Annotated in this window: 22 protein-coding genes; 17 read left to right on the top strand and 5 right to left on the bottom strand. The window is 61.5% G+C overall.

The features are described 5' to 3' along the window. Positions 1-8: 8 nt before the first annotated feature. Positions 9-449: a DUF4399 domain-containing protein gene (locus V3W39_RS08385; RefSeq protein ID WP_017139512.1), complete on the top strand. Its 441-nt coding sequence runs from the start codon at positions 9-11 to the stop codon at positions 447-449. A gap of 61 nt (positions 450-510) precedes the next feature. Here V3W39_RS08385 and serA read toward each other — a convergent pair whose 3' ends face one another. Next, complete coding sequence (gene serA, locus V3W39_RS08380; protein WP_003213846.1) at positions 511-1,740, bottom strand: phosphoglycerate dehydrogenase; 1,230 nt, start codon at positions 1,738-1,740, stop codon at positions 511-513. Positions 1,741-1,944: 204 nt separating this feature from the next. Here serA and V3W39_RS08375 point away from each other — a divergent pair, with 204 nt between their 5' ends. The 4 genes from V3W39_RS08375 (at position 1,945) to V3W39_RS08360 (ending at position 6,219) form a co-directional block, all read left to right on the top strand. Beyond that, entirely contained in the window at positions 1,945-3,339 is a 1,395-nt protein-coding gene (locus V3W39_RS08375; RefSeq protein ID WP_010167808.1) for an FAD-binding oxidoreductase, read from the top strand. A gap of 22 nt (positions 3,340-3,361) precedes the next feature. After that, positions 3,362-4,027 (top strand): fumarylacetoacetate hydrolase family protein, encoded by a 666-nt coding sequence (locus tag V3W39_RS08370; protein WP_177043831.1) that lies wholly within the window; start codon positions 3,362-3,364, stop codon positions 4,025-4,027. Between the two features lie 237 nt (positions 4,028-4,264). After that, entirely contained in the window at positions 4,265-5,194 is a 930-nt protein-coding gene (locus V3W39_RS08365) for an SdiA-regulated domain-containing protein (RefSeq protein ID WP_330212496.1), read from the top strand. Between the two features lie 119 nt (positions 5,195-5,313). After that, positions 5,314-6,219 (top strand): SdiA-regulated domain-containing protein, encoded by a 906-nt coding sequence (locus V3W39_RS08360; RefSeq protein WP_177043833.1) that lies wholly within the window; start codon positions 5,314-5,316, stop codon positions 6,217-6,219. Positions 6,220-6,338: 119 nt separating this feature from the next. Here the strand turns inward: V3W39_RS08360 and rpiA are convergent, their stop codons facing one another. Then, on the bottom strand, positions 6,339-7,010 hold the full coding sequence (rpiA, locus tag V3W39_RS08355; RefSeq protein ID WP_008438935.1) for a ribose-5-phosphate isomerase RpiA: 672 nt from the start codon (positions 7,008-7,010) through the stop codon (positions 6,339-6,341). Positions 7,011-7,146: 136 nt separating this feature from the next. On the opposite strand from rpiA, the gene ilvA reads away from it, so the two are divergent. Beyond that, positions 7,147-8,661, top strand: a complete 1,515-nt coding sequence (gene ilvA / locus V3W39_RS08350) for a threonine ammonia-lyase, biosynthetic (RefSeq protein WP_003213834.1) — start codon at positions 7,147-7,149, stop codon at positions 8,659-8,661. Between the two features lie 40 nt (positions 8,662-8,701). Next, entirely contained in the window at positions 8,702-9,115 is a 414-nt protein-coding gene (locus tag V3W39_RS08345) for a DUF2269 family protein (RefSeq protein ID WP_330212495.1), read from the top strand. Positions 9,116-9,235: 120 nt separating this feature from the next. On the opposite strand, the gene V3W39_RS08340 is transcribed toward V3W39_RS08345, so the two are convergent. Then, positions 9,236-9,892 (bottom strand): HAD family hydrolase, encoded by a 657-nt coding sequence (locus tag V3W39_RS08340; protein ID WP_330212494.1) that lies wholly within the window; start codon positions 9,890-9,892, stop codon positions 9,236-9,238. A 143-nt stretch (positions 9,893-10,035) separates the two neighbouring features. Here V3W39_RS08340 and V3W39_RS08335 point away from each other — a divergent pair, with 143 nt between their 5' ends. Together V3W39_RS08335 and ptsP are read left to right on the top strand one after the other, a co-directional pair. Further along, positions 10,036-10,515, top strand: coding sequence for an RNA pyrophosphohydrolase (locus tag V3W39_RS08335; RefSeq protein ID WP_003176750.1), 480 nt, complete (start codon positions 10,036-10,038; stop codon positions 10,513-10,515). A gap of 22 nt (positions 10,516-10,537) precedes the next feature. Continuing rightward, on the top strand, positions 10,538-12,817 hold the full coding sequence (ptsP, locus tag V3W39_RS08330; protein ID WP_010167790.1) for a phosphoenolpyruvate--protein phosphotransferase: 2,280 nt from the start codon (positions 10,538-10,540) through the stop codon (positions 12,815-12,817). Between the two features lie 112 nt (positions 12,818-12,929). Here ptsP and V3W39_RS08325 read toward each other — a convergent pair whose 3' ends face one another. Next, a complete protein-coding gene (locus tag V3W39_RS08325; RefSeq protein ID WP_330212493.1) occupies positions 12,930-13,676 on the bottom strand; it encodes an NRDE family protein in 747 nt (248 codons plus the stop codon). An 89-nt stretch (positions 13,677-13,765) separates the two neighbouring features. Here V3W39_RS08325 and V3W39_RS08320 point away from each other — a divergent pair, with 89 nt between their 5' ends. The 3 genes from V3W39_RS08320 (at position 13,766) to V3W39_RS08310 (ending at position 16,312) form a co-directional block, all read left to right on the top strand. Next, positions 13,766-14,548, top strand: a complete 783-nt coding sequence (locus tag V3W39_RS08320; RefSeq protein WP_177043837.1) for a sulfite exporter TauE/SafE family protein — start codon at positions 13,766-13,768, stop codon at positions 14,546-14,548. Positions 14,549-14,614: 66 nt separating this feature from the next. Continuing rightward, positions 14,615-15,427: a prolipoprotein diacylglyceryl transferase gene (lgt, locus tag V3W39_RS08315; protein ID WP_010167785.1), complete on the top strand. Its 813-nt coding sequence runs from the start codon at positions 14,615-14,617 to the stop codon at positions 15,425-15,427. Between the two features lie 51 nt (positions 15,428-15,478). After that, on the top strand, positions 15,479-16,312 hold the full coding sequence (locus V3W39_RS08310; protein ID WP_076013026.1) for a thymidylate synthase: 834 nt from the start codon (positions 15,479-15,481) through the stop codon (positions 16,310-16,312). Positions 16,313-16,405: 93 nt separating this feature from the next. Here the strand turns inward: V3W39_RS08310 and cadR are convergent, their stop codons facing one another. Beyond that, the gene (gene cadR, locus V3W39_RS08305; protein WP_017476559.1) at positions 16,406-16,855 is read right to left on the bottom strand and encodes a Cd(II)/Pb(II)-responsive transcriptional regulator; all 450 of its coding nucleotides are present in this window, start codon (positions 16,853-16,855) and stop codon (positions 16,406-16,408) included. Positions 16,856-16,940: 85 nt separating this feature from the next. Between cadR and V3W39_RS08300 the strand changes: the two genes are divergently transcribed. From V3W39_RS08300 to V3W39_RS08280, 5 genes are all read left to right on the top strand, one after another. Beyond that, positions 16,941-19,211 carry a heavy metal translocating P-type ATPase gene (locus tag V3W39_RS08300; RefSeq protein WP_330212492.1) on the top strand — a complete coding sequence of 757 codons (2,271 nt, stop codon included), beginning with the start codon at positions 16,941-16,943 and terminating at the stop codon, positions 19,209-19,211. Positions 19,212-19,227: 16 nt separating this feature from the next. After that, positions 19,228-20,091 (top strand): LysR family transcriptional regulator, encoded by an 864-nt coding sequence (locus tag V3W39_RS08295; RefSeq protein ID WP_330212491.1) that lies wholly within the window; start codon positions 19,228-19,230, stop codon positions 20,089-20,091. Between the two features lie 229 nt (positions 20,092-20,320). Continuing rightward, positions 20,321-21,385, top strand: coding sequence for a putative 2-aminoethylphosphonate ABC transporter ATP-binding protein (locus tag V3W39_RS08290; RefSeq protein WP_177043840.1), 1,065 nt, complete (start codon positions 20,321-20,323; stop codon positions 21,383-21,385). A 1-nt stretch (position 21,386) separates the two neighbouring features. Continuing rightward, a complete protein-coding gene (locus tag V3W39_RS08285) occupies positions 21,387-23,111 on the top strand; it encodes a putative 2-aminoethylphosphonate ABC transporter permease subunit (protein ID WP_177120017.1) in 1,725 nt (574 codons plus the stop codon). A gap of 23 nt (positions 23,112-23,134) precedes the next feature. Beyond that, positions 23,135-24,160 carry a putative 2-aminoethylphosphonate ABC transporter substrate-binding protein gene (locus tag V3W39_RS08280; protein ID WP_177079226.1) on the top strand — a complete coding sequence of 342 codons (1,026 nt, stop codon included), beginning with the start codon at positions 23,135-23,137 and terminating at the stop codon, positions 24,158-24,160. Positions 24,161-24,279: the final 119 nt, after the last annotated feature.

The raw sequence follows: 24,279 nt of genomic DNA, 5'->3' as shown, positions 1-24,279 counted from the left end.
AGAAGTGAATGAAAGCTCTTTTGTCTCGTGCAACCCTGGCCAGCCTGCTGCTGGGCGCTTCGATGCTGGCAACTGCCGCCGATGGCATCCCGCGCAGCGCGCCACCTGAAGGCGCCAAGGTGTTCATCGTGTCGCCGAAAGATGGCGCCACTGTCGACAAGACCTTCACCGTGAAATTCGGCATGGAAGGTCTGAAACTGGCCCCGGCCACCAGCCAGGATCCGGGCACCGGCCACCACCACCTGCTGATCGACCAGAAAGAATTGCCTGACGCCAGCGTGCCGATCCCGGCCACCGACACCGTGATCCACTACGGCAAGGCCCAGACCGAAACCGAACTGACCCTCACCCCGGGCAAGCACACCCTGCAACTGGTCGCCGGCGACAAACTGCACATGCAGTTCAACCCGACTGTAGCGTCAAAAGTCATCACGGTTAACGTGAAGTAAGATTTGTTCAGACAAAAAAAGGGAGACCCGAGGGTCTCCCTTTTTTGTGCGCGTTTAACGATTAGAACAACACGCGGCTACGGATAGTGCCGTTGATGTGTTGCAGCTTCTCTTGCGCCAGGTCCGAGTACTCGGCGTCTACGTCGATAACCACGTAGCCGACTTTCTCGTTGGTCTGCAGGAACTGACCGGAAATGTTGATGCCGTTTTCCGCGAAGACCTTGTTGATCTCCATCATCACGCCAGGGATGTTCTGGTGGATGTGCAGCAGACGGTGCTTGCCAGGGTGAGCCGGCAGGGCTACTTCCGGGAAGTTGACCGAGGACACCGACGTACCGTTGTCGCTGTACTTGACCAGTTTCTCCGACACTTCCAGGCCGATGTTGGCTTGGGCTTCAGCGGTGGAACCGCCGATGTGCGGGGTCAGGATCACGTTGTCCAGGCCGCGCAGCGGGCTTTCGAAGATGTCGTCGTTAGAGCGCGGCTCTACCGGGAACACGTCGATGGCGGCGCCGATCAGGTGCTTGTCCTTGATCGCGTCGGCCAGGGCATCCAGCTCGACCACGGTGCCGCGTGCAGCGTTGATCAGGATCCCGCCCTTCTTGATGGCGCGGATTTCCTTCTCGCCGATCATCCACTGGGTTTCAGCGGTTTCCGGTACGTGCAGGGTCACGATGTCGGACATGCCCAGCAGCTCGGTCAGGCTCGACACCTGGGTGGCGTTGCCCAATGGCAGCTTGGTCAGGGTGTCGTAGAAGAACACCTGCATGCCCAGGCCTTCGGCCAATACCGACAGTTGAGTGCCGATCGAGCCGTAACCGACGATACCCAGCTTCTTGCCGCGGATTTCGAAGGAGTTGGCTGCGCTCTTGATCCAGCCGCCACGGTGGCAGGAAGCGTTCTTCTCAGGGATGCCGCGCAACAGCAGGATCGCCTCGGCCAATACCAGCTCGGCTACGGAGCGGGTGTTGGAGTACGGTGCGTTGAACACCGCGATGCCGCGCTCGCGCGCCGCGTTGAGGTCGACCTGGTTGGTGCCGATGCAGAAACAGCCCACAGCCACCAGCTTCTTGGCGTGATCGAAGATCTCTTCGGTGAGCTGAGTGCGGGAGCGAATGCCGATAAAGTGCGCGTCGGCGATCTTTTCCTTGAGCTGGGCTTCCGGCAGAGAACTGGTGATGTACTCAATGCTGGTGTACCCGGCGGCCTTCAGGACTTCGACGGCCGATGGGTGGACGCCTTCCAGAAGAAGGAACTTGATCTTGCTCTTATCGAGAGAAGTCTTGCTCATCTGCGTAAACCTGTATCCCGGAGAAAAATGGCAGGGAATCGGATCGCTTAAGCTGACCCGGACGGCAGGAAAGCCGTCACCGCAGAACGCCCTTGGGCACTATCCTGCGGGGGCGGTATGCTAGCATACGTGCCCCGCTAAACACCCATTCCTGCGACGTGAAGCGTTCTCAGGATGACCATGAATTGTTCGAGAGTTCTGTCGATGACCCATCCTGCCCTGATTGATGAGCTGAAGACCCTGGTTGAGCCTGGCAAGGTCCTGACCGATGCTGACTCCCTTGAGGCTTACGGCAAGGACTGGACCAAGCATTTCGCGCCGGCCCCGGTGGCCATCGTCTTCCCGAAGACCACCGAACAGGTACAGGCCATCGTCCGTTGGGCCAATGAACACAAGGTGGCGCTGGTGCCGTCCGGTGGTCGTACCGGCTTGTCGGCCGCTGCGGTGGCGGCGAATGGCGAAGTGGTTGTGTCGTTCGACTATATGAACCAGATCCTCGACGTGAACCTCACCGACCGCACCGCCGTGTGCCAGCCGGGCGTGGTCACCAAGCAATTGCAGAACGTCGCTGAAGAAAAGGGCCTGTACTACCCGGTGGACTTCGCCTCGTCCGGTTCCAGCCAGATTGGCGGCAATATCGGCACCAATGCCGGCGGGATCAAGGTGATTCGCTACGGCATGACCCGTAACTGGGTGGCCGGCATGAAGGTCGTCACCGGCAAGGGCGACCTGCTGGAACTGAACAAAGACCTGATCAAGAACGCCACCGGCTACGACATGCGCCAACTGTTCATCGGCGCCGAAGGCACCCTGGGCTTTGTGGTGGAAGCCACCATGCGCCTGGACCGTGCGCCGAAAAACCTCACCGCCATGGTGCTCGGCACCACCGATTTCGACTCGATCATGCCGGTGCTGCACGCGTTCCAAAGCAAGCTGGACCTGACGGCCTTCGAGTTCTTCTCCGACAAGGCCCTGGCCAAAGTCCTCGGTCGCGGCGACGTACCGGCGCCGTTCGAGTCCGACTGCCCGTTCTACGCGCTGCTGGAATTTGAAGCCACCACCGAAGAAGTGGCCAACCAGGCCCTGGAAACCTTCGAGCACTGCGTGGAGCAGGGCTGGGTGCTGGACGGCGTGATGAGCCAGAGCGAAACCCAGCTGCACAACCTGTGGAAGCTGCGCGAATACATCTCCGAGACCATTTCCCACTGGACGCCGTACAAAAACGACATTTCGGTGACTGTGTCGAAAGTGCCGGCCTTCCTCAAGGAAATCGACGCGATCGTCGGCGAACACTACCCGGACTTCGAAATCGTCTGGTTCGGTCATATCGGTGACGGCAACCTGCACTTGAACATCCTCAAGCCGGAAAACCTGAGCAAGGACGAGTTCTTCGCCAAGTGTGCCACCGTCAACAAGTGGGTGTTCGAGACCGTGCAGAAGTACAACGGCTCGATCTCCGCCGAACACGGCGTGGGCATGACCAAGCGCGATTACCTGACCTACAGCCGTTCGCCGGTTGAAATTGAATACATGAAGGCAGTGAAAGCGGTGTTCGACCCTAACGGGATCATGAACCCGGGCAAGATTTTCGCTGTTTAACAGTCCCTGAAGGAGTCGGTCCATGAGCTACCAGCACAAGTATGTCGACGGCACCAATATTCACTTTCCCCTGGGGAAAGTGGTGTGCATCGGGCGTAACTACGCCGAACACGCCAAGGAACTGGATAACCCGGTACCGACCGAGCCGCTGCTGTTTATCAAGCCCGGCAGCTGCGTGGTGGCACTGGAAGGCGGTTTCGCCATTCCTACCGAGCGCGGTTCGGTGCATTACGAAGCGGAAATCGCGGTGTTGATCGGCAAGCCGTTGTCGGCCAAGCCGAGCCGCGAGGAAGTGCTGGACGCCATCTCCGGCTTCGCTCCGGCCCTGGACCTGACCCTGCGCGACAAGCAGGCCGAGCTGAAAGCCAAGGGCCTGCCGTGGGAAATCGCCAAGTCGTTTGATGGCGCGGCGGTGATTGCCCCGTTCGTGGTCGGCAGCACCTTCCCGGACGTGACCGACATCGGCATCCGCCTGACCATCAATGGCGAAGTGCGCCAGGACGGCAACAGCGCGATCATGCTCAACCCGATCATCCCGATGATCCAGTACATGGCCGGTTGCTTCTCGCTGCAGGCCGGGGATGTGATCCTTACGGGCACGCCGGTGGGCGTGGGCCCGCTGAATGTGGGTGATGAGCTGGTGCTGGAATTGCCGGGTGTGAGCCGCTTCGAAAGCAGCGTTCGCTAAGACGCGGTCAAAAATGTGGGAGCCGGGCTTGCCCGCGATGACGGTGTGTCAGTCGCCTTGAATGTTGACTGACCCGCCGCCATCGCGGGCAAGCCCGGCTCCCACATTGTTTTGTGTTTGCCTGGAAATATCGGGTTTTGCATTTTTTTCACACCCCATCCGGATAATCCTCAGCCTCCTGCGCGCGGACCTTGTGATCCTGTGCTATCCCCTAAAGCTGACTTTCTGGAAAGCGTAATGGCCGTGCCCCTCCCTTCCGTAAAACCCACGTTGCGTTCCCGCCTCGCCATGCGCTGGTATTCCTGGTTTTTCCTGGCCGGTGCCATCATCTATGGCGTTGCCTGGGCGATGCACTGGGACGACCGTGGCTTGCTGTGGGTTGCAGAGCGCTTCGAAACCCCGAGCGAGCGCCTGCAAAGCGTCTGGCTCCCGGACTACCACGCGGTGATCGACGCCAAGCTGCTGCCCGGCATGGAGAAGGACGAAGCCTCGGACCTGACCTATAACCCGCAGACCAAGACCCTGTTCTCGGTGATGGGCAAGAACCCGTTCCTGGTTGAATTGACCCTGCAAGGCGACGTGCTGCGCAAGATGCCGCTGAACGGTTGGAACAACCCCGAAGGCGTGACCATGATGGAAAACGGCCTGATGGCCGTGGTCGACGAGCGCCAGCACAGCCTGACCCTCATCAAGGTCGACCCGCAGACCCGGCAGTTGAACAAAGCCGACTTCCCGTCCTACGACCTCGGCCCGTCGAAAGACCAGAACAAAGCCTTTGAAGCGGTCACCTGGGACAAGCGCAACCAGCAGCTGATCCTCGGCGAAGAGCGGCCACCAGCCCTGTTCACCTGGAAAAGCGACGGCGGCCAGACCCTCACCGGTGACAAACAGAAGCTCGCCAGTACCGAATTGGACATGCGCAACCTCTCGGCGCTCGCCGTCGACCCGCGCACCGGCCATCTGCTGGCGCTGTCGGCCGATTCCCACCTGCTGCTGGAACTGGACGAGAAAGGTGAGCAAGTCAGCTTCATGACCCTGCTTGGCGGCTTCAATGGCTTGAAGAACACCATTCCCCGTGCCGAAGGCGTGACGATGGACGAGAACGGCACGCTGTACTTGGTCAGTGAACCCAACCTGTTCTATCGCTTCGAGAAGCAGGCGCAGTAGTTCGATTACGTCAGATTTTTCTCTATCTGCGGCATCCGCCACACACCCGGGGCGTTTAAGTTTAAATTCAGGCGACCGTGATATTCATTCGCCAGTTTTTACTTTGAGCCCCGCCTCCGATGCGCCGACTTGCACGCCCCAAACCTGCTTTTTTCATCCTGATCCTGATCGCCCTGGTGGCTGTCGGCGTGGTCGCCCAGCAATTGCGCCTGTTCGAGCGTGCCTGGTTCAATTGGCAGACCTGGCGTCATCCTGCCGGCGAGCATTCCATTGGCCTGGGGGATTACCGGGTGACCCTGGAGGCGCAGGTGATCGACGGCCTCGACGATGATGTCTCGGCCCTGACCTTTGATCCGGCGCGCAACAGCCTGTTTACCGTCACCAACAAGAATGCCGAGCTGGTGGAGCTGTCCCTGGACGGCAAAATCCTGCGGCGCATTGCGCTGGTGGGGTTTGGCGATGCCGAGGCGGTGGAGTACATCAGCGACAACACCTATGTGATCAGTGATGAGCGCCAGCAGCGGCTGATCAAGGTCCATGTGGATGACGACACCCGGTTCCTGGACGCCGCGGATGCCGAGCAAATGACCCTCGGCGTGCACCTGGGTGGCAACAACGGTTTTGAAGGCCTGGCCTATGACTCGGTGGGCAAGCGCCTGTTTGTGGCCAAGGAGCGCGACCCGATGCTGATCTACGAGGTCCACGGCTTTCCCCATTTCAAACCGGAAAAAACCTACTCGGTGCACGTGATCAACAACCCCAAGCGCGATGCCGGGTTGTTTGTGCGCGACTTGTCGAGCCTGCAATACGATGAGCGCAGCGGCCATCTGCTGGCGCTGTCGGATGAGTCATTCCTGGTGCTGGAACTGGATATCGACGGTCGCCCCTTGAGCAGTCTGTCGCTGCTCAAGGGCCGCCATGGCCTGAAGCAGCGCGTGCCTCAGGCCGAAGGGATCGCCATGGACAACGACGGCACGTTGTACATGGTCAGTGAGCCCAATCTGTTTTACGTCTTCAAAAAATAAACCCGATCCCGGCCATGGCGAGGATCGAATGTGGGAGCTGGCTTGCCTGCGATGCAGACGACGCGGTTTTTCAGTAGTGCCGAGGCGATGCCATCGTAGGCAAGCCAGCTCCCACACTTTTATGCCTTGAGGGTTTTCACGCCTTCCGGGGTGCCCAACAGCAGTACGTCAGCCGGGCGGGCGGCGAACAGGCCGTTGGTGACCACGCCGACGATGGCATTGATCTGACGCTCCAGCTCCACCGGGTTGGTGATCTGCATGTTGAACACGTCGATGATGATGTTGCCGTTGTCGGTCAGCACGCCTTCGCGGTACACCGGGTCGCCGCCCAGTTTCACCAGCTCGCGGGCCACGTGGCTGCGGGCCATCGGGATCACTTCCACCGGCAGCGGGAACGCGCCGAGTACCGGCACCAGTTTGCTGGCGTCGGCGATGCAGATGAAGGTCTTGGCCACGGCCGCGACGATCTTCTCGCGGGTCAGGGCTGCGCCGCCGCCCTTGATCAGGTTCAGGTGGGCGTCGCTTTCATCGGCGCCGTCGACGTAGAACTCCAGGTCGCTGACGGTGTTCAGCTCATACACCGGAATACCGTGGCCCTTGAGGCGCGCAGCGGTGGCTTCGGAACTGGCGACCGCGCCGTCGAACGCGCCCTTGTGCAGGGCCAACGCATCGATAAAGCAATTGGCGGTGGAACCGGTGCCGACACCGACGATGCTTTTATCGTCGAGTTTAGGAAGGATTAAATCGACGGCGGCCTGGGCCACTGCCTGTTTGAGTTGATCCTGGGTCATGCGGGCTCCGGAACGGGCGGGGAGTAAAGAGGGGCGCGAGTATAACCCAACAAAACCTCGGTTTTCGTGTGGTCGCCCGGCCAAACGCTGGGTTAGACTCCTTGGCCCTGCCCAACCCGCCCAGTGATGCTTTCCGATGCTTGAACAGTACGTCAAAAAGATCCTCACCTCGCGCGTTTACGACGTTGCCGTAGAAACCCCGCTGCAGACCGCCCGCCAGCTCTCCGAGCGCCTGGGCAACAAGGTCTGGCTCAAGCGCGAAGACTTGCAGCCGGTGTTCTCGTTCAAAATTCGCGGTGCCTACAACAAGCTGACCCAGCTGAGCGCCGAAGAACGTGCGCGTGGTGTGGTCACCGCCTCGGCGGGCAACCATGCCCAGGGCCTGGCCCTGGCGGCCAAGGTGCTGGGGGTCAAGGCCACCATCGTGATGCCCAAGACCACCCCCGAGATCAAGGTCGAAGGCGTGCGCTCCCGTGGCGGCAAAGTGGTGCTGCACGGGGATTCTTTCCCGGAGGCGTTGGCGTATTCGCTGAAGCTGGTCGACGAAAAAGGCTACGTCTACATTCACCCCTACGATGATCCGCACACCATTGCCGGGCAGGGCACCGTGGCGATGGAGATCCTGCGTCAGCACCCGGGGCCGCTGGACGCGATTTTCGTCCCGGTGGGCGGCGGCGGCCTGATCGCCGGTATCGCGGCGTACGTGAAGTACCTGCGGCCCGAAATCAAGATCATCGGCGTCGAGCCTGACGACTCCAACTGCCTGCAAGCCGCCATGGCTGCGGGCGAACGCGTGGTATTGCCGACCGTGGGCATCTTCGCCGACGGCGTGGCGGTGGCGCAGATCGGCCAGCACACCTTCGACATCTGCAAGGATTACGTGGACGAAGTGATCACCGTCAGCACCGATGAAATCTGCGCGGCGATCAAGGACATCTACGACGACACCCGTTCGATCACCGAGCCGGCCGGCGCCCTGGGCGTGGCGGGTATCAAGAAGTACGTCGAGACCCGTGGCATCACCGGGCAAACCCTGGTGGCCATCGATTCCGGGGCCAACGTCAACTTCGACCGCCTGCGCCACGTGGCCGAGCGCGCCGAGCTGGGTGAAGGCCGCGAAGCCATCATCGCCGTGACCATCCCCGAGAAACCGGGCAGCTTCAAGGCCTTCTGCGAAGCCGTGGGCAAGCGCCAGATCACCGAATTCAACTACCGCTACCATTCCGGCCGTGAGGCGCACATTTTTGTCGGCGTGCAGACCCATCCGGAAAACGACCCGCGCAGCGCGCTGATCGCCAGCCTCACCAGCCAGGGTTTCCCGGTGCTGGACCTGACGGAAAACGAACTGGCCAAGCTGCACATCCGTCATATGGTCGGCGGCCATGCGGCGCACGTCAGCGATGAAGTGGTGTTTCGCTTCGAATTTCCGGAGCGTCCGGGTGCGCTGTTCAACTTTCTTAACAAATTGGGCGGGCGCTGGAACATCTCGATGTTCCACTATCGCAACCACGGCGCCGCCGACGGGCGTGTGGTGGCTGGCCTGCAAGTGCCGGCGGACGAGCGCCACCTGGTGCCGGCGGCGCTGGAAGCCATTGGCTACCCCTACTGGGATGAAAGTGATAACCCGGCCTACCAGCTGTTCCTCGGTTGAGCGACTACGCTGACTGGGCGGCCTTCAAGGAATCGAGAACATGGAAACATTGACCACCCTTAAAGTGATCCACATCGCGGCCACGGTGTTGCTGCTGCTCAGCGGCGTTGCGCTGGCGGTGCTGGCCTGGCGCAAGCGCAGTGCGGGGCCTGCCTATACCGTGCAGCGGCCGTGGGGGTTTGTGTGGTTGTTGATGGGCATTTGCGTGGTGAGCATGCCGTTCACCGGCTGGTGGCTGGCGCATTTGATCGGCTGGCCGCTGGGGCAAACCTGGATTCTGGGCTCGAGTGTGATCTACACCGTGGCGGCGCTGAGCTGGTTCTGGCTGGTGGCGCGGCTTAATCGACTGCGGTTGGGCGGGGCGGGGAGTGTGAACTTCACCGTGGCGCTGGCGGTGGTGAGCCTGGTGGGGTTTGTGGCGATTGCCGGGTTGATGGGCGCCAAGCCGGTTTAAGGCTTGGGACCGAGTTGCCTTCATCGCGGGCAAGCCCGGCTCCCACATTGGACCCTGTTCACAAATCAAAATGTGTGAATACATTCAAGTGTGGGAGCTGGCTTGCCTGCGATGGCGTCCTCAGCCGCGCAGGCTAATCACCGGCCAGCCACGCTTCTCGGCCTCAGCCCGCAGATTCGGATCCGGATCCACCGCCACCGCGTGCGTCACCTGCTCCAGCAGCGGCAGGTCATTCATCGAGTCGCTGTAGAAGTAGCTGTCCTCCAGGTTGTACCCGGTCTCTTCCAGCCAACGATTCAAGCGCGTCACCTTGCCCTCGCGAAAGCACGGGATATCGGTACTGCGCCCGGTGTAACGCCCATCCTGCATCTCGCATTCCGTGGCAATCAGGGTCTCAACCCCCAGCCGCTCGGCAATCGGTGCGGTCACAAAGCGGTTGGTCGCGGTGATGATCACCAGCTTGTCGCCCGCCGCCCGGTGCTTGGCCAGCAATTCAATCGCCTGTGGCAGCAGGATCGGCTCGATGCAGTCGCGCATGTAGTCGCGGTGCCATTCATCCAGTTGGGCCATCTCGGTGCGGCCGAGGATTTCCAGGCAGAAGTTCAGGTACTCGGCGTTATCCAGCTTGCCGGCCAGGTAATCCTGGTAGAACTCATCGTTGCGGGCCTTGTAGGCCACCGCATCGAGAATCCCGCGTTCACAGAGGTAATCGCCCCAGGCGTGATCGCTGTCACCCCCCAAAAGCGTGTTGTCCAAGTCGAATAAAGCCAGGCGCATTGCAGTTACTCGCTGAAAAGTCTGTAAAAAGGCGTCCAGAATACGGTCTTTTCACAAGAGTGCACATAAGGTAAGCAGCCTCGTTGCCGCTGTATCAATCTTTGTGGAACAATGCGGTGACATGCGTTTGCGAGGTTGTTGCCGTGATCGACCCCGATGGTTTCCGTCCTAATGTCGGGATTATTCTTACGAATGATGCCGGACAGGTGCTATGGGCTCGCCGTATCAACCAAGATGCCTGGCAGTTTCCTCAAGGCGGAATCAACCCCGACGAAACCCCTGAAGACGCCTTGTACCGTGAGTTGAACGAAGAAGTAGGCCTGGAACGCGAAGATGTGCAAATTCTGGCCTGCACCCGAGGCTGGTTGCGCTATCGTTTGCCGCAACGTCTGGTCCGCACCCACAGCCAACCGCTGTGCATCGGCCAGAAACAGAAATGGTTTCTCCTGCGCCTGATCTCCAACGAGCAGCGGGTGCGGATGGATTTGACCGGTAAACCGGAGTTCGATGGCTGGCGCTGGGTCAGTTATTGGTATCCGTTGGGCCAGGTGGTGACATTCAAGCGCGAGGTTTATCGTCGCGCTCTTAAAGAGCTTGCCCCGCGCCTTTTAGCGCGCGACTGACGACGGAGTTCGACCCCGAGCCATGCTCAATACGCTGCGCAAGATCGTCCAGGAAGTTAACTCCGCCAAGGATCTCAAGGCGGCGTTGGGGATTATTGTGTTGCGCGTCAAGGAAGCCATGGGCAGCCAGGTCTGCTCGGTTTACCTGCTGGACCCCGAGACCAACCGTTTTGTCCTGATGGCCACCGAGGGCTTGAACAAGCGCTCCATCGGCAAGGTCAGCATGGCGCCCAATGAAGGTCTGGTGGGCCTGGTGGGGACGCGTGAAGAACCCCTGAACCTCGAAAACGCGGCCGACCACCCGCGTTATCGCTACTTTGCCGAAACCGGCGAAGAGCGCTACGCCTCGTTCCTCGGTGCGCCGATCATTCACCACCGCCGCGTTGTCGGCGTGTTGGTCATCCAGCAAAAAGAACGCCGCCAGTTCGACGAAGGCGAAGAAGCCTTCCTCGTGACCATGAGCGCGCAGCTCGCCGGGGTTATCGCCCACGCCGAGGCCACCGGCTCGATTCGCGGCCTGGGGCGCCAGGGCAAGGGCATCCAGGAAGCCAAGTTCGTCGGCGTACCGGGTTCGCCGGGTGCAGCCGTCGGTACCGCCGTGGTCATGCTGCCGCCGGCCGACCTGGACGTGGTGCCGGACAAGACCGTCACCGACATCGACGCTGAAATCATCCTGTTCAAGACCGCCCTCGAAGGCGTGCGCAATGACATGCGCACCCTGTCGACCAAGCTGGCCACCCAGCTGCGGCCTGAAGAGCGGGCGCTGTTCGACGTGTACCTGATGATGCTCGACGACGCGTCCCTGGGCAGCGAAGTCAAGGACGTGATCAAGACCGGCCAATGGGCCCAGGGCGCGCTGCGCCAGGTGGTCACCGATCACGTCAACCGTTTCGAATTGATGGACGACGCCTATCTGCGCGAACGCGCCTCGGACGTGAAGGACCTCGGTCGCCGTCTGCTGGCCTACCTGCAGGAAGAGCGCTCGACCACGTTGGTGTACCCCGACAACACCATCCTGATCAGTGAAGAACTGACCGCCACCATGCTCGGCGAAGTGCCCGAAGGCAAACTGGTGGGCCTGGTTTCGGTATTGGGTTCGGGCAACTCCCACGTCGCGATCCTGGCTCGGGCCATGGGCATTCCGACGGTGATGGGCCTGGTGGACCTGCCGTATTCCAAGGTCGACGGCATCGAAATGATCGTCGACGGCTACCACGGCGAGGTCTACACCAACCCCAGCGAAGTACTGCGCAAGCAATACGCCGAAGTGGTGGAAGAGGAACGCCAGCTGTCCCAGGGCCTCGACGCTCTGCGGGAACTGCCGTGCGTGACCCTCGACGGCCACCGCGTGCCGCTGCTGGTCAACACCGGCCTGCTGGCGGACGTGGCCCGTGCTCAGCAGCGCGGCGCCGAAGGTGTTGGGCTGTACCGCACCGAAGTGCCGTTCATGATCAACCAGCGTTTTCCGAGTGAGAAGGAGCAGCTGGCGATTTATCGCGAGCAACTGTCCGCCTTCCATCCGTTACCGGTGACCATGCGCAGCCTGGACATTGGCGGCGACAAGTCACTGTCGTATTTCCCCATCAAGGAAGACAACCCCTTCCTTGGCTGGCGCGGTATTCGCGTTACCCTCGACCACCCTGAAATCTTCCTCGTCCAGACCCGCGCCATGCTCAAGGCCAGCGAAGGCCTGAACAACCTGCGCATTTTGCTGCCGATGATCTCCGGCACCCACGAGCTGGAAGAAGCCCTGCACCTGATCCACCGGGCCTGGGGCGAAGTGCGCGACGAAGGCGCCGACGTGCCGATGCCGCCGATTGGCGTGATGATCGAGATTCCGGCGGCGGTGTACCAGGCTAAAGAGCTGGCGCGGCAGGTGGACTTCCTGTCGGTGGGCTCCAACGACCTGACCCAGTACCTGCTGGCCGTGGACCGCAACAACCCGCGGGTGGCCGATCTCTACGACTACCTGCACCCGGCGGTGCTGCAAGCCTTGCAGAACGTGGTGCGCGACGCCCATGCCGAAGGCAAGCAAGTGAGTATCTGCGGCGAGATGGCCGGTGACCCGGCGGCGGCGGTGCTGTTGATGGCAATGGGCTTTGACAGCCTGTCGATGAACGCCACCAACTTGCCGAAGGTGAAATGGATGCTGCGCCAGATCAATTTGAGCCGGGCCAAGGAGCTGCTGGCGGAGTTGATGACCATCGACAACCCGCAAGTTATCCACAGCTCGCTGCAATTGGCGCTGAAGAACCTTGGGTTGGCGCGGATGATCAATCCGGCGTCTGCAAAAACCTTATAGATGGGTAACGCGTACGTAGCAGCTGTCGAGCCTTGGCGAGGCTGCGTCCGCGGTGTGTCAGGCACACCGCTAACGCAGCCTCGCCAAGGCTCGACAGCTGCTACGTGAGTAATTACACCTTCAGTTCAACTTCACCCAGTTGGCCACCATACGGCCCAAAACTGCGCTCCACGATATGTCGTGTCCCGTCGGCATTCACAATCAGCGCCGTACTCGCCCGCGTCCCGTAGCTGGGGCTGGCAATGAACACACTCGACAATAAACTCTCCGTCGCCAACCCCACGCCGGTGTCCGGCAGGTCGGCAAACGGTGCGGTCTGCGGGTCGCTCAAAATCCCCAGCAAGGCCTCAGGCTGCGGATCTTCCAATAAGGCCTCCAGCGCCGCCTTGGCCTTCACCAACTTCGGCCAGGGCGTATCCAGCCCGGCATTGGATAACCCATAAACCCCTGCCACCAATTGACTCGGCGCTGAATCCTTGGCGTTGTAATGCCACAGTTCATCCCGCGTTCCGACCAACAGGTTAAACCCGGCATATTCAATTGACCTGCCGTTAACATCGGCCAAATAGTCGTCAATCGGCAGCGAACCACTGAGAAAGCGCGCCACCAGCTCACCTCGCGACTTGCGCGCCGGCGGCTGGTGCGGATCCCGAATATTGGTCAGCGCCGCAAAGCGCCCATCTGCGCCAACCCCCAGCCAGGTCCCGCCCGCTTCCTGGTCGCGGCCCGCGTAAACATGAGGCACATCCAGCCATTGGGCCAACGGCAAGCTGGGCCGGGCATAAAATTCATCACGGTTGGCCGCGACGATCAGCGGCTGGGCGTGGCCCGGCCGCCAGGCGAAAACAATCAGGCACATAAGGCGATCCCTTTGTGTTTTGCCCACTCTACCCATAGAACCCTGTGCTTTGCATCCGTTAACATGCCGGTCTGTTTTCGGGGGCTGCCATGGAATTTCTGCTGTATTTGCTGCTGGGTTCCTGTGCGGGCATGCTCGCGGGGCTGTTCGGCGTGGGCGGCGGCATCATTATTGTGCCGGTGCTGGTGTTCAGTTTCACCTTGCAGGGCTTTGATCCCTCGGTGCTGACCCACCTGGCTGTGGGCACGTCCCTGGCGTCTATTATCTTCACGTCGGTGAATGCGGTGCGTGAGCATCACCGACGCGGCGCGGTGCGCTGGCCGATCTTCGTATGGATGGCCGTGGGCATCCTGCTGGGCGCAGGCGTCGGCGCGCTGACCGCCGAGGCGATCTCCGGGCCGCATCTACAGAAGATCATCGGTGTGTTCGCCTTGGTGATCGCCGTGCAGATGACCCTGGAGCTCAAGCCCAAGGCCAGCCGCCAGGTGCCGGGCAAGCTGGGCCTGACGTTGGCGGGCGGGGTGATTGGCTGGTCGTCGGCGATTTTCGGCACCGGCGGCGGTTCGTTGACCGTACCGTTCCTGACCTGGCGCAGCGTGCCGATGCAGCAGGCGGTGGCCACTTCATCGGCCTGCGGCTTGCCGATTGCCCTGGCCAGTGCGTTAAGTTTCATGATTCTGGGCTGGCATGATCCGCTGCTGCCCGATCATAGTCTCGGCTTTGTGTACTTGCCGGCGCTGCTGGGCATTGCCCTGACCAGCATGGTGGCCGCCCGTTTCGGCGCGCGCCTGGCGCACCGGTTGTCGCCACGCTTGCTCAAGCGGCTGTTCGCCGGGCTGCTGTTTTGCGTAGGGCTGAATTTTTTGCTGTAACGCAGGCTTAATCGCGCACCGGCATGGTCCGATGCGCCATGACTATTGATTTAACGAGGAGTCGTAATGCTGCCTTACCCGCAGATCAACCCGGTGGCCGTGGCCATCGGTCCGCTGCAAATCCACTGGTACGGGTTGATGTACCTGATCGGCATCGGCGGTGCCTGGCTGCTGGCTTCCCGGCGCCTGAACCGTTTCGACCCGACCTGGACCAAGGAGAAGCTCTCCGACATGGTGTTCTGGATGTCGATGGGGGTCATCGTCGGCGGACGCCTGGGGTATGTGCTGTTCTACGACCTGCCAGCCTACATCGCCAACCCGACGCTGATCTTCGAGGTGTGGAAGGGCGGCATGGCGTTCCACGGCGGGTTTGTGGGCGTGATGATCGCCGCCTGGTGGTTTGGCCGGCGTAACGGCAAGTCGTTCTTCCAGTTGATGGACTTCGTCGCCCCGTTCGTGCCGATTGGCCTGGGTGCCGGGCGTATCGGCAACTTCATCAACGCCGAATTGTGGGGCAAGCCGAGCGATGTGCCGTGGGCCATGGTGTTCCCGCCGTTCAGCGACCCGGCGCAGTTGCCTCGTCACCCGTCGCAGCTGTACCAGTTCGCCCTGGAAGGTGTGGCGTTGTTCCTGATTCTTTATATCTTCTCGCGCAAGCCACGCCCGACCATGGCCGTGTCGGGCATGTTCGCGCTGTTCTACGGGATCTTCCGCTTTATCGTCGAGTTCGTCCGGGTGCCGGATGCGCAGTTGGGCTACCTGGCGTGGGGCTGGGTGACCATGGGTCAGATTCTCAGCCTGCCGATGATCATCGCCGGCCTGGGCCTGCTGTGGTGGGCTTACAATCGCCCCCAAGGCATCAAGAACACCGCGCTTTAAATTCGAACGCCGGGGCCCGAGGGTCCCGGCTTCAACGATACAGGTATACACATGAAGCAATATCTCGAACTACTGAACGATGTCGTGACCAATGGCCTGACCAAGGGCGACCGCACCGGCACCGGCACCAAGGCCGTGTTTGCCCGTCAGTTTCGGCATAGCTTGGCCGACGGCTTCCCGCTGCTGACCACCAAGAAGCTTCACTTCAAAAGCATCGCCAACGAATTGATCTGGATGTTGAGCGGCAACACCAACATCAAGTGGCTGAATGAAAACGGCGTAAAGATCTGGGACGAATGGGCCACCGAAGACGGCGACCTGGGCCCGGTGTACGGCGAGCAGTGGACCGCCTGGCCAACCAAGGACGGCGGCAAGATTAACCAGATCGACTACATGGTCGAGACGTTGAAGACCAACCCCAACAGCCGCCGCATCCTGTTCCACGGCTGGAACGTCGAGTACCTGCCGGACGAGACCAAAAGCCCCCAGCAAAACGCCCGCGACGGCAAGCAGGCCCTGCCGCCGTGCCACCTGCTGTACCAGGCGTTTGTGCATGACGGTCACCTGTCGATGCAGTTGTATATCCGCAGCTCCGACGTATTCCTCGGCCTGCCGTACAACACCGCGGCCCTGGCGTTGCTCACCCATATGCTGGCCCAGCAGTGCGACCTGATCCCTCACGAGATCATCGTCACCACGGGCGACACCCATGCGTACAGCAACCATATGGAACAGATCCAGACCCAGCTGGCGCGCACGCCGAAGAAGCTGCCGGAACTGGTGATCAAGCGCAAACCCGAGTCGATCTACGATTACAAATTCGAAGACTTTGAAATCGTGGGCTACGACGCCGACCCGAGCATCAAGGCTGATGTAGCGATCTGAGACCGCAGTGTCTGCATCGCAGGCAAGCCAGCTCCCACAGTTGAAATGCATTCCCCTGTGGGAGCGGGCTTGCCCGCGATGGCGCCAAGCTTCTCAATGGCCGTGGCTCCTGCCCACATGCGAGGGCTCAGCCTCGCTGGCCGCGACACTCCCGCTGACTTCCAGCCGCTGCAAAATCCCGCACTGATCCAGGTCCGGCCCGCCGCCACAGCGTTGGCGCAGGTCGAGCAACTGTTCCTGCAATGCCAGCAGCCCGTCGATCCGCGCCTTGACGTGGTGAATGTGCTCGTCGATCAATGCGTTCACGCTTTCGCACTGGTCCTGAGGGCTGTCCCGCAGGCCCAGCAGGCTGCGAATCTCCTCAAGCGTCATGTCCAGACTGCGGCAATTGCGGATAAACACCAGCCGTTCGGTGTGCGCCTGGGTGTACAGCCGGTAATTACCGTCACTGCGCGCAGGCGGCGGCAGCAGGCCTTCCTTCTCGTAATAACGGATGGTTTCCACCTGGCAATCCGTCAATTTTGCCAATTCGCCGATCTTCATCGCAGCAATCTCCAAAAGGGTGCTTGACCCTATAGTGGCTACAGGGTCTTTACTTGGCAACAGGCACCTTTACGGACGCGACAGAATGAGCGACTCCATCCACACCCCGCACAAGCACGACCATGATCATGACCACGCGCACGATCATGGCCCCAAGCTGCAACCTGTGCAGAAGCACGACCATGGCAGCCATGGTGATTCCTGCTGTTCCAGCAAGGCCGCGCCTGCGCTGGTGAAGCTGACCGAAGCCCCGACAGCGGGCTCGCGGCTGAGCACCTTCCGTATCGAAGCCATGGACTGCCCCACCGAACAGACGCTGATCCAGAACAAACTGGGCAAGCTCGCCGGCGTGCAGCAGCTGGAATTCAACCTGATCAACCGCATCCTCGGCGTGACCCACGACCTGCCGACTACTGCGCCGATTGTCGAGGCCATCAAGTCCCTGGGCATGCAGGCAGACCCCATCGAAGAAGGCGTGGCCCCGGCTGAACCGCCTGCGAAGAAACACTGGTGGCCGCTGGCCGTGTCCGGCATCGGTGCCTTGGGCGCCGAAGTGCTGCACTTCACCAACGCCGCCCCGACGTGGGTGATTGCCCTGGTCGCATTGATCTCGATCTTCAGCGGCGGCCTCACCACCTATAAAAAGGGCTGGATCGCCCTGAAGAACCTCAACCTGAACATCAACGCCCTGATGAGCATCGCCGTGACCGGTGCGATCCTGATCGGCCAGTGGCCGGAAGCGGCGATGGTGATGTTCCTGTTCACCGTGGCCGAACTGATCGAGGCCAAATCCCTCGACCGCGCGCGCAATGCCATCAGCGGCTTGATGCAGATGACACCGGAGCAGGCCACTGTGCGTCAGGCTGACGGCAGTTGGGTTGAACAAGACGTCAAAGTCATCGAACTGGACGCCATCGTGCGGGTTCGTCCCGGCGAGCGTATTGGCCTGGATGGCGTAGTCACCTCCGGCCAGTCCACCATCGACCAGGCGCCGATCACCGGCGAAAGCCTGCCGATTGAAAAGACCGTGGGCGACAAAGTCTTCGCGGGCACCATCAACCAGGCCGGTTCCCTGGAGTACAAAGTCACCGCCGCCGCCAACAACTCCACCCTGGCGCGGATCATCCACGCCGTGGAACAGGCCCAGGGCGCCCGCGCGCCGACGCAGCGGTTTGTCGACAGCTTCTCGAAAATCTACACCCCTGCAGTGTTCCTCTTTGCCTTGGGCGTGGCCCTGATTCCGCCACTGTTCATGGGCGGCGTCTGGTTCGACTGGATCTATCGCGCCCTGGTATTGCTGGTGGTCGCGTGCCCGTGTGCACTGGTGATTTCCACACCGGTGACCATCGTCAGCGGCCTGGCCGCCGCGGCGCGCAAAGGCATCCTGATCAAGGGCGGCGTGTACCTGGAGGGCGGTTACAAGCTTGACTACCTGGCCCTCGACAAGACCGGCACCATCACCCACGGCAAGCCGGTGCAAACCGATTACCTCGCGCTGTTCCCGAACATGCAAGACAGCGCGCCGGCCCTGGCCGCCAGCCTGGCCGGGCGTTCCGATCACCCAGTGTCCCTGGCGATCGCCAACGCGGCTGTGGATAAGAATCTCAGCGTGCACACTGTGGATAACTTCGAGGCCCTGACTGGTCGCGGTGTGAAGGGCGAGATCAACGGCGAAGTCTATTACCTGGGCAACCACCGTCTGGTGGAAGAACTGAACCTGTGTTCGCCGGCCCTGGAGAAGAAGCTCTTCGCCCTGGAAAAACAAGGCAAGTCCGTGGTCCTGTTGCTGGACAAGTCCGGCCCGCTGGCGCTGTTCGCCGTGGCCGACACCGTGAAGGACACCAGTCGCGAAGCCATCCAGCAGTTGCATGACCTGGGCATCAAGACCCTGATGCTCACCGGCGACAACACCCACACCGCCAAGGCGATCGCCGATCAGGTCGGCATCGACCAGGCCCAGGGCGACCTGTTGCCCACCGATAAACTGCAAGCCATCGAAGCGCTCTACGCCAAGGGCCACCGGGTCGGCATGGTGGGCGACGGCATCAACGACGCCCCGGCGCTGGCCCGTTCCGAGATCGGTTTTGCCATGGCGGCCGCCGGTACCGACACCGCCATCGAGACCGCCGACGTGGCGCTGATGGACGATGACCTGCGCAAGATTCCGGCATTCATTCGGCTGTCGCGGCAAACGTCGAGTATCCTCAAGCAGAACATCGCCCTGGCCCTGGTGATCAAGGCGATCTTCCTGGCGGTGACCTTCCTCGGAATGGCCACCATGTGGATGGCGGTGTTCGCCGACATGGGCGTGAGCCTGCTGGTGGTGTTCAATGGTCTGCGCCTGTTGCGCAAATAGTCGATGAGAGGATGGTGTGCTGAGTGCCGAGCTGAAGGCGTTTTACATGGTCGCCCGCCTGGGCAGCATTACCCAGGCGGCGAAAAAGCTCGGGCTGAGCCAGCCCACGGTGACCACCCAGATTCGTCACCTGGAAAGCCAGTACTCGGTAGAGTTGTTCTACCGCGGCGGGCGCCGCCTCACCGTCAGCGACGAAGGCGCGCGGCTGTTGCCGATGGTCAAGGCGCTGTTGCAGCAGGAAGCGGATATCGAGTTTTTCCTGCGCAACAGTGGCCAGGTGCAAGGCGCGTTGAGGATTGCCGCGACGGCGCCGTATTACATCCTCGACCTTGTCAAAACCTTCCGCGAGCGGCTGCCGCAGGTCGAGGTTTCGGTGGAAATCGGCAACTCCCAGCAAGTGCTGGAAGCGCTGGATGATTACCGCGTCGACGTCGCCGCCTCATCCCAGTTGCTTGAAGACCCGCGCCTGATTCGCCGGGTGCTGGGCATGGACCCGCTGGTGCTGGCGGTGCATCGCAACCATCCGCTGGCGGTGCTCGACCATGTACCGCTGACCGCGCTGGCCGGGCACACCTTGCTGATGCGCGAACCGGGCTCCACTACCCGCCGATTGACCGAAGAGATGTTGCAGAGCGCCGGTGTGAGTTACGGGCCGCTGCTGGAGATCGGCAGCCGGGAATCGATCCGTGAGGCGGTGCTGCGCAACATCGGCATCAGCATCATTGCCCGTCAGGAAGTGCCCCACGACCCGCAATTGCGTGTGCTGACCATCGAGAATGCCCCGCAGATTCCTGAGTACTTGTACTGCCTCAAAGAGAGAAAGAGTGCGCGGTTGCCGGCGGCGTTTCTGGGGTTGGCGCAGGAAATGTCGCCGATCTGAAGGCGCCATCGCAGGCAAGCCAGCTCCCACAGTTGGAATGCATTTCGCTGGCCCGACTCGATCAACTGTGGGAGCCGGGCTTGCCCGCGATGGCGCCGGTCCAGGCAAAACCTTCCTCAAACCCTACCCAAATCCACCAATACCACTATCGCCACGTTTTGCCTTTCTGCCACAAGAGGGACGCATTGCCTGCCTAGGATGACCTTCATCAGTTTGATGAGGTGCCTCCATGAACACAGTCCTGAGCAACCCCGGCGCGCCAATGAAAGTGCGCGGTGTACAGAAACGCTTCGGCGCCTTCACCGCGCTGGATAACGTGTCCCTGGACGTCGCCGCCGGCGAACTGGTGTGCCTGCTGGGCCCGTCGGGCTGCGGCAAGACCACCTTGCTGCGCTGCATTGCAGGCCTGGAGCGTCAGGACAGCGGCGAGTTGTACCTCGGCGAACGCGACGTTTCCCTACTGGCACCCCAGGCGCGGGACTACGGCATCCTGTTCCAGTCCTACGCGCTGTTCCCCAATCTCACTGTCGAAGCAAACATCGGCTACGGCCTCACCGGCAGTGGTCGCGATGAAGTGCGCAAGCGCGTCGGGCAGATGCTGGAACTGGTGGGCCTGGTAGGCAGCGAAAAAAAATACCCCGGCCAACTCTCCGGCGGCCAGCAACAACGTGTAGCCCTGGCCCGCGCGTTGGCACCGGCGCCATCCTTGCTGCTGCTGGACGAACCCATGTCGGCCCTCGACGCCCGGGTGCGCGAGCATCTGTGCACCGAGCTGCGCCAGCTGCAACGCCGCCTGGGCATCACCACGTTGATGGTCACCCACAACCAGGACGAGGCCATGTTGATGGCCGACCGCATCGCCGTGATGAACAACGGCAAGGTCGAGCAATACGCCACGCCCCAGGAAATCTACGACCGCCCGGCCACGCCGTTCGTGGCCGAGTTCGTCGGCCAGGGCAACTGGCTGCCGTTCAGCCGCAACAGCGCCAGCCACGCCCAGGTCGGCGGGATGAATATGCGCCTGGCGGACAACGCAGGCGTTGCAAAGTCGGGCCGTCTGTTCTGCCGCCCGGAAGCCATCAGCGTCAACCCGCCGGTGCATGAAGAAAACCTGTTCCCGGCCAAGGTCCGCGAGATCACCTTCCTCGGCAACCGCTGCCGCATGAGCTTCGAGCTGGACCAACTGCCTGGCCATCCGCTGCTGGCCGAGCTGGCCCCGGAAGCCATGCCGCGCCTCGGCGCCCAGGACATCTGGGTCGCGCTGCCCCCGCGCAGCCTGCAGGTGTTTGCCTGAGATGGCCCGCGATATGACGCTGCCGATACCCGAAAACGTGGCTCGACAGGCTTCTCGTGCCGAAGTCGGCGACCGTATTTTTGTGGTCGGCGGCAAGCTGCTCTGGCTGTGCCTGTTGAGCGTTGCGGTGCTGATGCCGCTGGCGGCTATCTTCTGGCGCGGCTTCAGCAGTGAAGCCGGGCAGGGCGGCGGCCTGGTGGCCGCGCGGGAGTTGGTCACCAGCGATAACTTTCACTGGTTGCTGGGTAACAGCCTGAAAGTTTCCCTCAGCGTGGCGGCCATCGTCGTACCGCTGGCTTATCTGTTTGCCTACGCCCTGCAACGCACGCTGATTCCCGGCAAGGCGATCTGGCGCGGCATGTCGCTGCTGCCGTTGATGGCGCCGTCGATGCTGCCGGGGATCGCACTGGTCTACCTGTTCGGTAACCAGGGCATGCTGCGGGGGCTGCTGTCGGACAACATCTATGGTTTCTGGGGCATCGTGCTCGGTGAAGTGATCTACACCTTTCCCCATGCCTTGATGATTTTGTTGTCGGCGCTTTCCCTGGCGGATGCGCGATTGTTCGATGCCGCATCGAGCATGGGTGCGAGCCCGTCCCGGGCGTTTCGCAGCATCACCTGGCCCGCGACCCGCCAGGCGGTGTTCGCCGCGTTTTGCCTGGTGTTCACCCTGACCATCACTGACTTCGGCGTGCCCGTCGTCGTCGGTGGCGACTACCAGGTGCTGGCGCTGGAAGCCTACAAGGCCGTGGTCGGCCAGCAGCAATTCGGCCGGGGCGCCTTGATCGGCATGGTCCTGCTGTTGCCGGCGCTGTTCAGCTTCGGTGTGGACGCCTGGTTGCGTCGCCGGCATGGCGACTCCATGAGCGGCCGCGCCCAGGTGTTCCAGCCGGCGCCGTCGAAGCTGCGGGATGGATGCTACCTGGCCGTCGTCCTGCTGATCTGCGCGACCTTGCTGTTGGTGTTCGGCATGGCGGTCTATTCATCGCTGGTGAAGTTCTGGCCCTACAACCTGTCGTTGTCGCTGGCCCACTACCAGTTCGAAGACACGGCCGGCGGCGGTTGGCTGGCCTATCGCAACAGCATCACCATGGCCCTGTGCACCGCGTTGATCGGCAGCGTGCTGATCTTCACCGGCGCCTACCTGATGGAAAAAACCCGCGGCCAGAAGGGCCTGAACCTGGCATTGCGCATGCTCAGCTTCGTGCCGATGGCGGTGCCGGGGTTGGTGCTGGGCCTGGGCTACGTGTTCTTTTTCAACCTCAATGGCAACCCGCTGCATGTGTTCTACGGAACCATGAGCTTGCTGGTGGTGTGCACCATTGCTCACTATTTGACCACCGCACAAATGACCGCCACTACGGCCTTGCGCCAACTGGATGCGGAGTTCGAAGCCGCCGCGCTGTCGCTGAAGGCGCCGCTGTACCGCCATTACTTGCGGGTCACCGTGCCGATCTGCCTGCCGGCGTTGCTGGACATCGTGCGCTACCTGTTCGTGTCGGCGATGACCACCGTTTCCGCCGCGATCTTCCTCTACAGCCCCGACACCATCCTCGCCGCCGTCGCCGTGCTGAACATGGACGACGCCGGCAACGTCGGCGGCGCGGCGGCCATGTCGACCCTGATTCTGTTCACCTCGGCGGGCGTGTCCCTGCTGCTGGCGTGGGCCTCACGCGGCTTGTTGCGCCGCTCCCAGGCCTGGCGCCAAACCGCGCCCGGCCAATAATTCACCCATAAAGGAACTGCACCATGTTCAAGCCCCTGGCGTTAGCCGCTGCTGTGCTCACTGCGTTCAGCCTGAATGCCTTTGCCGCCAAGACCGAGTTGACCGTGTACACGGCCCTCGAAGCCGAGCAATTGAAGACCTACAAACAGGCCTTCGAAAAGGTTAACCCGGACATCGAGATCAAATGGGTGCGCGACTCTACCGGCATCATCACTGCCAAGCTGCTGGCCGAAAAAGCTCGCCCGCAGGCTGATGTAGTGTGGGGCCTGGCGGCTTCCAGCCTGGCGATTCTCGACCAGCAAGGCATGCTGCAAAACTACGCTCCGGCCGACTTGGGCAAGATCGGCGCGAACTACCGCGACGCCGCCAACCCGCCGGCCTGGGTCGGCATGGACGTGTGGGCCGCAACCATCTGCTTCAACACCGTCGAAGCTGAAAAGCAGGGCCTGAGCAAGCCGGTTAGCTGGCAGGACCTGACCAAGCCTGAGTACAAGGGCAAGATCGTCATGCCTAACCCGGCCTCGTCCGGCACCGGTTTCCTGGATGTGAGCGCCTGGTTGCAGACCTTCGGCGAAAAGCAGGGCTGGCAGTACATGGACGACTTGCACCAGAACATCGGCCAGTACGTTCACTCCGGTTCCAAGCCGTGCAAGCTGGCGGCATCGGGTGAATTCCCGATCGGCATTTCCTTCGAATACCCGGCCGTTCAACTGAAGCGCCAGGGTGCACCGCTGGACATCATCCTGCCGAAAGAAGGCCTGGGTTGGGACATCGAGGCTACCGCCGTGATCAAAGGCACCGCCCATGCGGACGCGGCACAGAAACTCGCCGACTTCTCCGCAAGCCCGGCGGCGATGGAGTTGTACAAGGAAAACTTCGCGGTCCTGGCCCAGCCGGGGATTGCCAAGCCGCAGACCGAATTGCCGGCGGATTACGAGCAGCGGTTGATCAAGAACGACTTCGCCTGGGCCTCGAAAAACCGCGACAACATACTGACCGAGTGGCGCAAGCGCTATGACGGTAAGTCGGAAAAGGTGGCCGGCCAGTAGGCATTTCGTTTGGGCTGATGGCCTCATCGCGGGCAGGCCCGGCTCCCACATTTTGGATTGTGAATACCTTCCAATGTGGGAGCTGGCTTGCCTGCGATAGCGGTCTCGAATTCAGGACA

This window comes from Pseudomonas sp. Z18(2022) (genome assembly GCF_036346535.1).
Lineage (GTDB): Bacteria > Pseudomonadota > Gammaproteobacteria > Pseudomonadales > Pseudomonadaceae > Aquipseudomonas > Aquipseudomonas yamanorum_A.
The sequence above is the reverse complement of the archived record's forward strand: the minus strand, read 5'-3'. Positions and strand labels throughout refer to the sequence as shown.

Excerpts from the sequence above, each read along its gene's own strand:
- V3W39_RS08385 (WP_017139512.1), top strand. The coding sequence starts at position 9 with ATGAAAGCTCTTTTGTCTCGTGCAACCCTGGCCAGCCTGCTGCTGGGC.
- serA (WP_003213846.1), bottom strand. The coding sequence starts at position 1,740 with ATGAGCAAGACTTCTCTCGATAAGAGCAAGATCAAGTTCCTTCTTCTG.
- V3W39_RS08375 (WP_010167808.1), top strand. The coding sequence starts at position 1,945 with ATGACCCATCCTGCCCTGATTGATGAGCTGAAGACCCTGGTTGAGCCT.
- V3W39_RS08370 (WP_177043831.1), top strand. The coding sequence starts at position 3,362 with ATGAGCTACCAGCACAAGTATGTCGACGGCACCAATATTCACTTTCCC.
- V3W39_RS08365 (WP_330212496.1), top strand. The coding sequence starts at position 4,265 with ATGGCCGTGCCCCTCCCTTCCGTAAAACCCACGTTGCGTTCCCGCCTC.
- V3W39_RS08360 (WP_177043833.1), top strand. The coding sequence starts at position 5,314 with ATGCGCCGACTTGCACGCCCCAAACCTGCTTTTTTCATCCTGATCCTG.
- rpiA (WP_008438935.1), bottom strand. The coding sequence starts at position 7,010 with ATGACCCAGGATCAACTCAAACAGGCAGTGGCCCAGGCCGCCGTCGAT.
- ilvA (WP_003213834.1), top strand. The coding sequence starts at position 7,147 with ATGCTTGAACAGTACGTCAAAAAGATCCTCACCTCGCGCGTTTACGAC.
- V3W39_RS08345 (WP_330212495.1), top strand. The coding sequence starts at position 8,702 with ATGGAAACATTGACCACCCTTAAAGTGATCCACATCGCGGCCACGGTG.
- V3W39_RS08340 (WP_330212494.1), bottom strand. The coding sequence starts at position 9,892 with ATGCGCCTGGCTTTATTCGACTTGGACAACACGCTTTTGGGGGGTGAC.
- ptsP (WP_010167790.1), top strand. The coding sequence starts at position 10,538 with ATGCTCAATACGCTGCGCAAGATCGTCCAGGAAGTTAACTCCGCCAAG.
- V3W39_RS08325 (WP_330212493.1), bottom strand. The coding sequence starts at position 13,676 with ATGTGCCTGATTGTTTTCGCCTGGCGGCCGGGCCACGCCCAGCCGCTG.
- V3W39_RS08320 (WP_177043837.1), top strand. The coding sequence starts at position 13,766 with ATGGAATTTCTGCTGTATTTGCTGCTGGGTTCCTGTGCGGGCATGCTC.
- lgt (WP_010167785.1), top strand. The coding sequence starts at position 14,615 with ATGCTGCCTTACCCGCAGATCAACCCGGTGGCCGTGGCCATCGGTCCG.
- V3W39_RS08310 (WP_076013026.1), top strand. The coding sequence starts at position 15,479 with ATGAAGCAATATCTCGAACTACTGAACGATGTCGTGACCAATGGCCTG.
- cadR (WP_017476559.1), bottom strand. The coding sequence starts at position 16,855 with ATGAAGATCGGCGAATTGGCAAAATTGACGGATTGCCAGGTGGAAACC.
- V3W39_RS08300 (WP_330212492.1), top strand. The coding sequence starts at position 16,941 with ATGAGCGACTCCATCCACACCCCGCACAAGCACGACCATGATCATGAC.
- V3W39_RS08290 (WP_177043840.1), top strand. The coding sequence starts at position 20,321 with ATGAACACAGTCCTGAGCAACCCCGGCGCGCCAATGAAAGTGCGCGGT.
- V3W39_RS08285 (WP_177120017.1), top strand. The coding sequence starts at position 21,387 with ATGGCCCGCGATATGACGCTGCCGATACCCGAAAACGTGGCTCGACAG.
- V3W39_RS08280 (WP_177079226.1), top strand. The coding sequence starts at position 23,135 with ATGTTCAAGCCCCTGGCGTTAGCCGCTGCTGTGCTCACTGCGTTCAGC.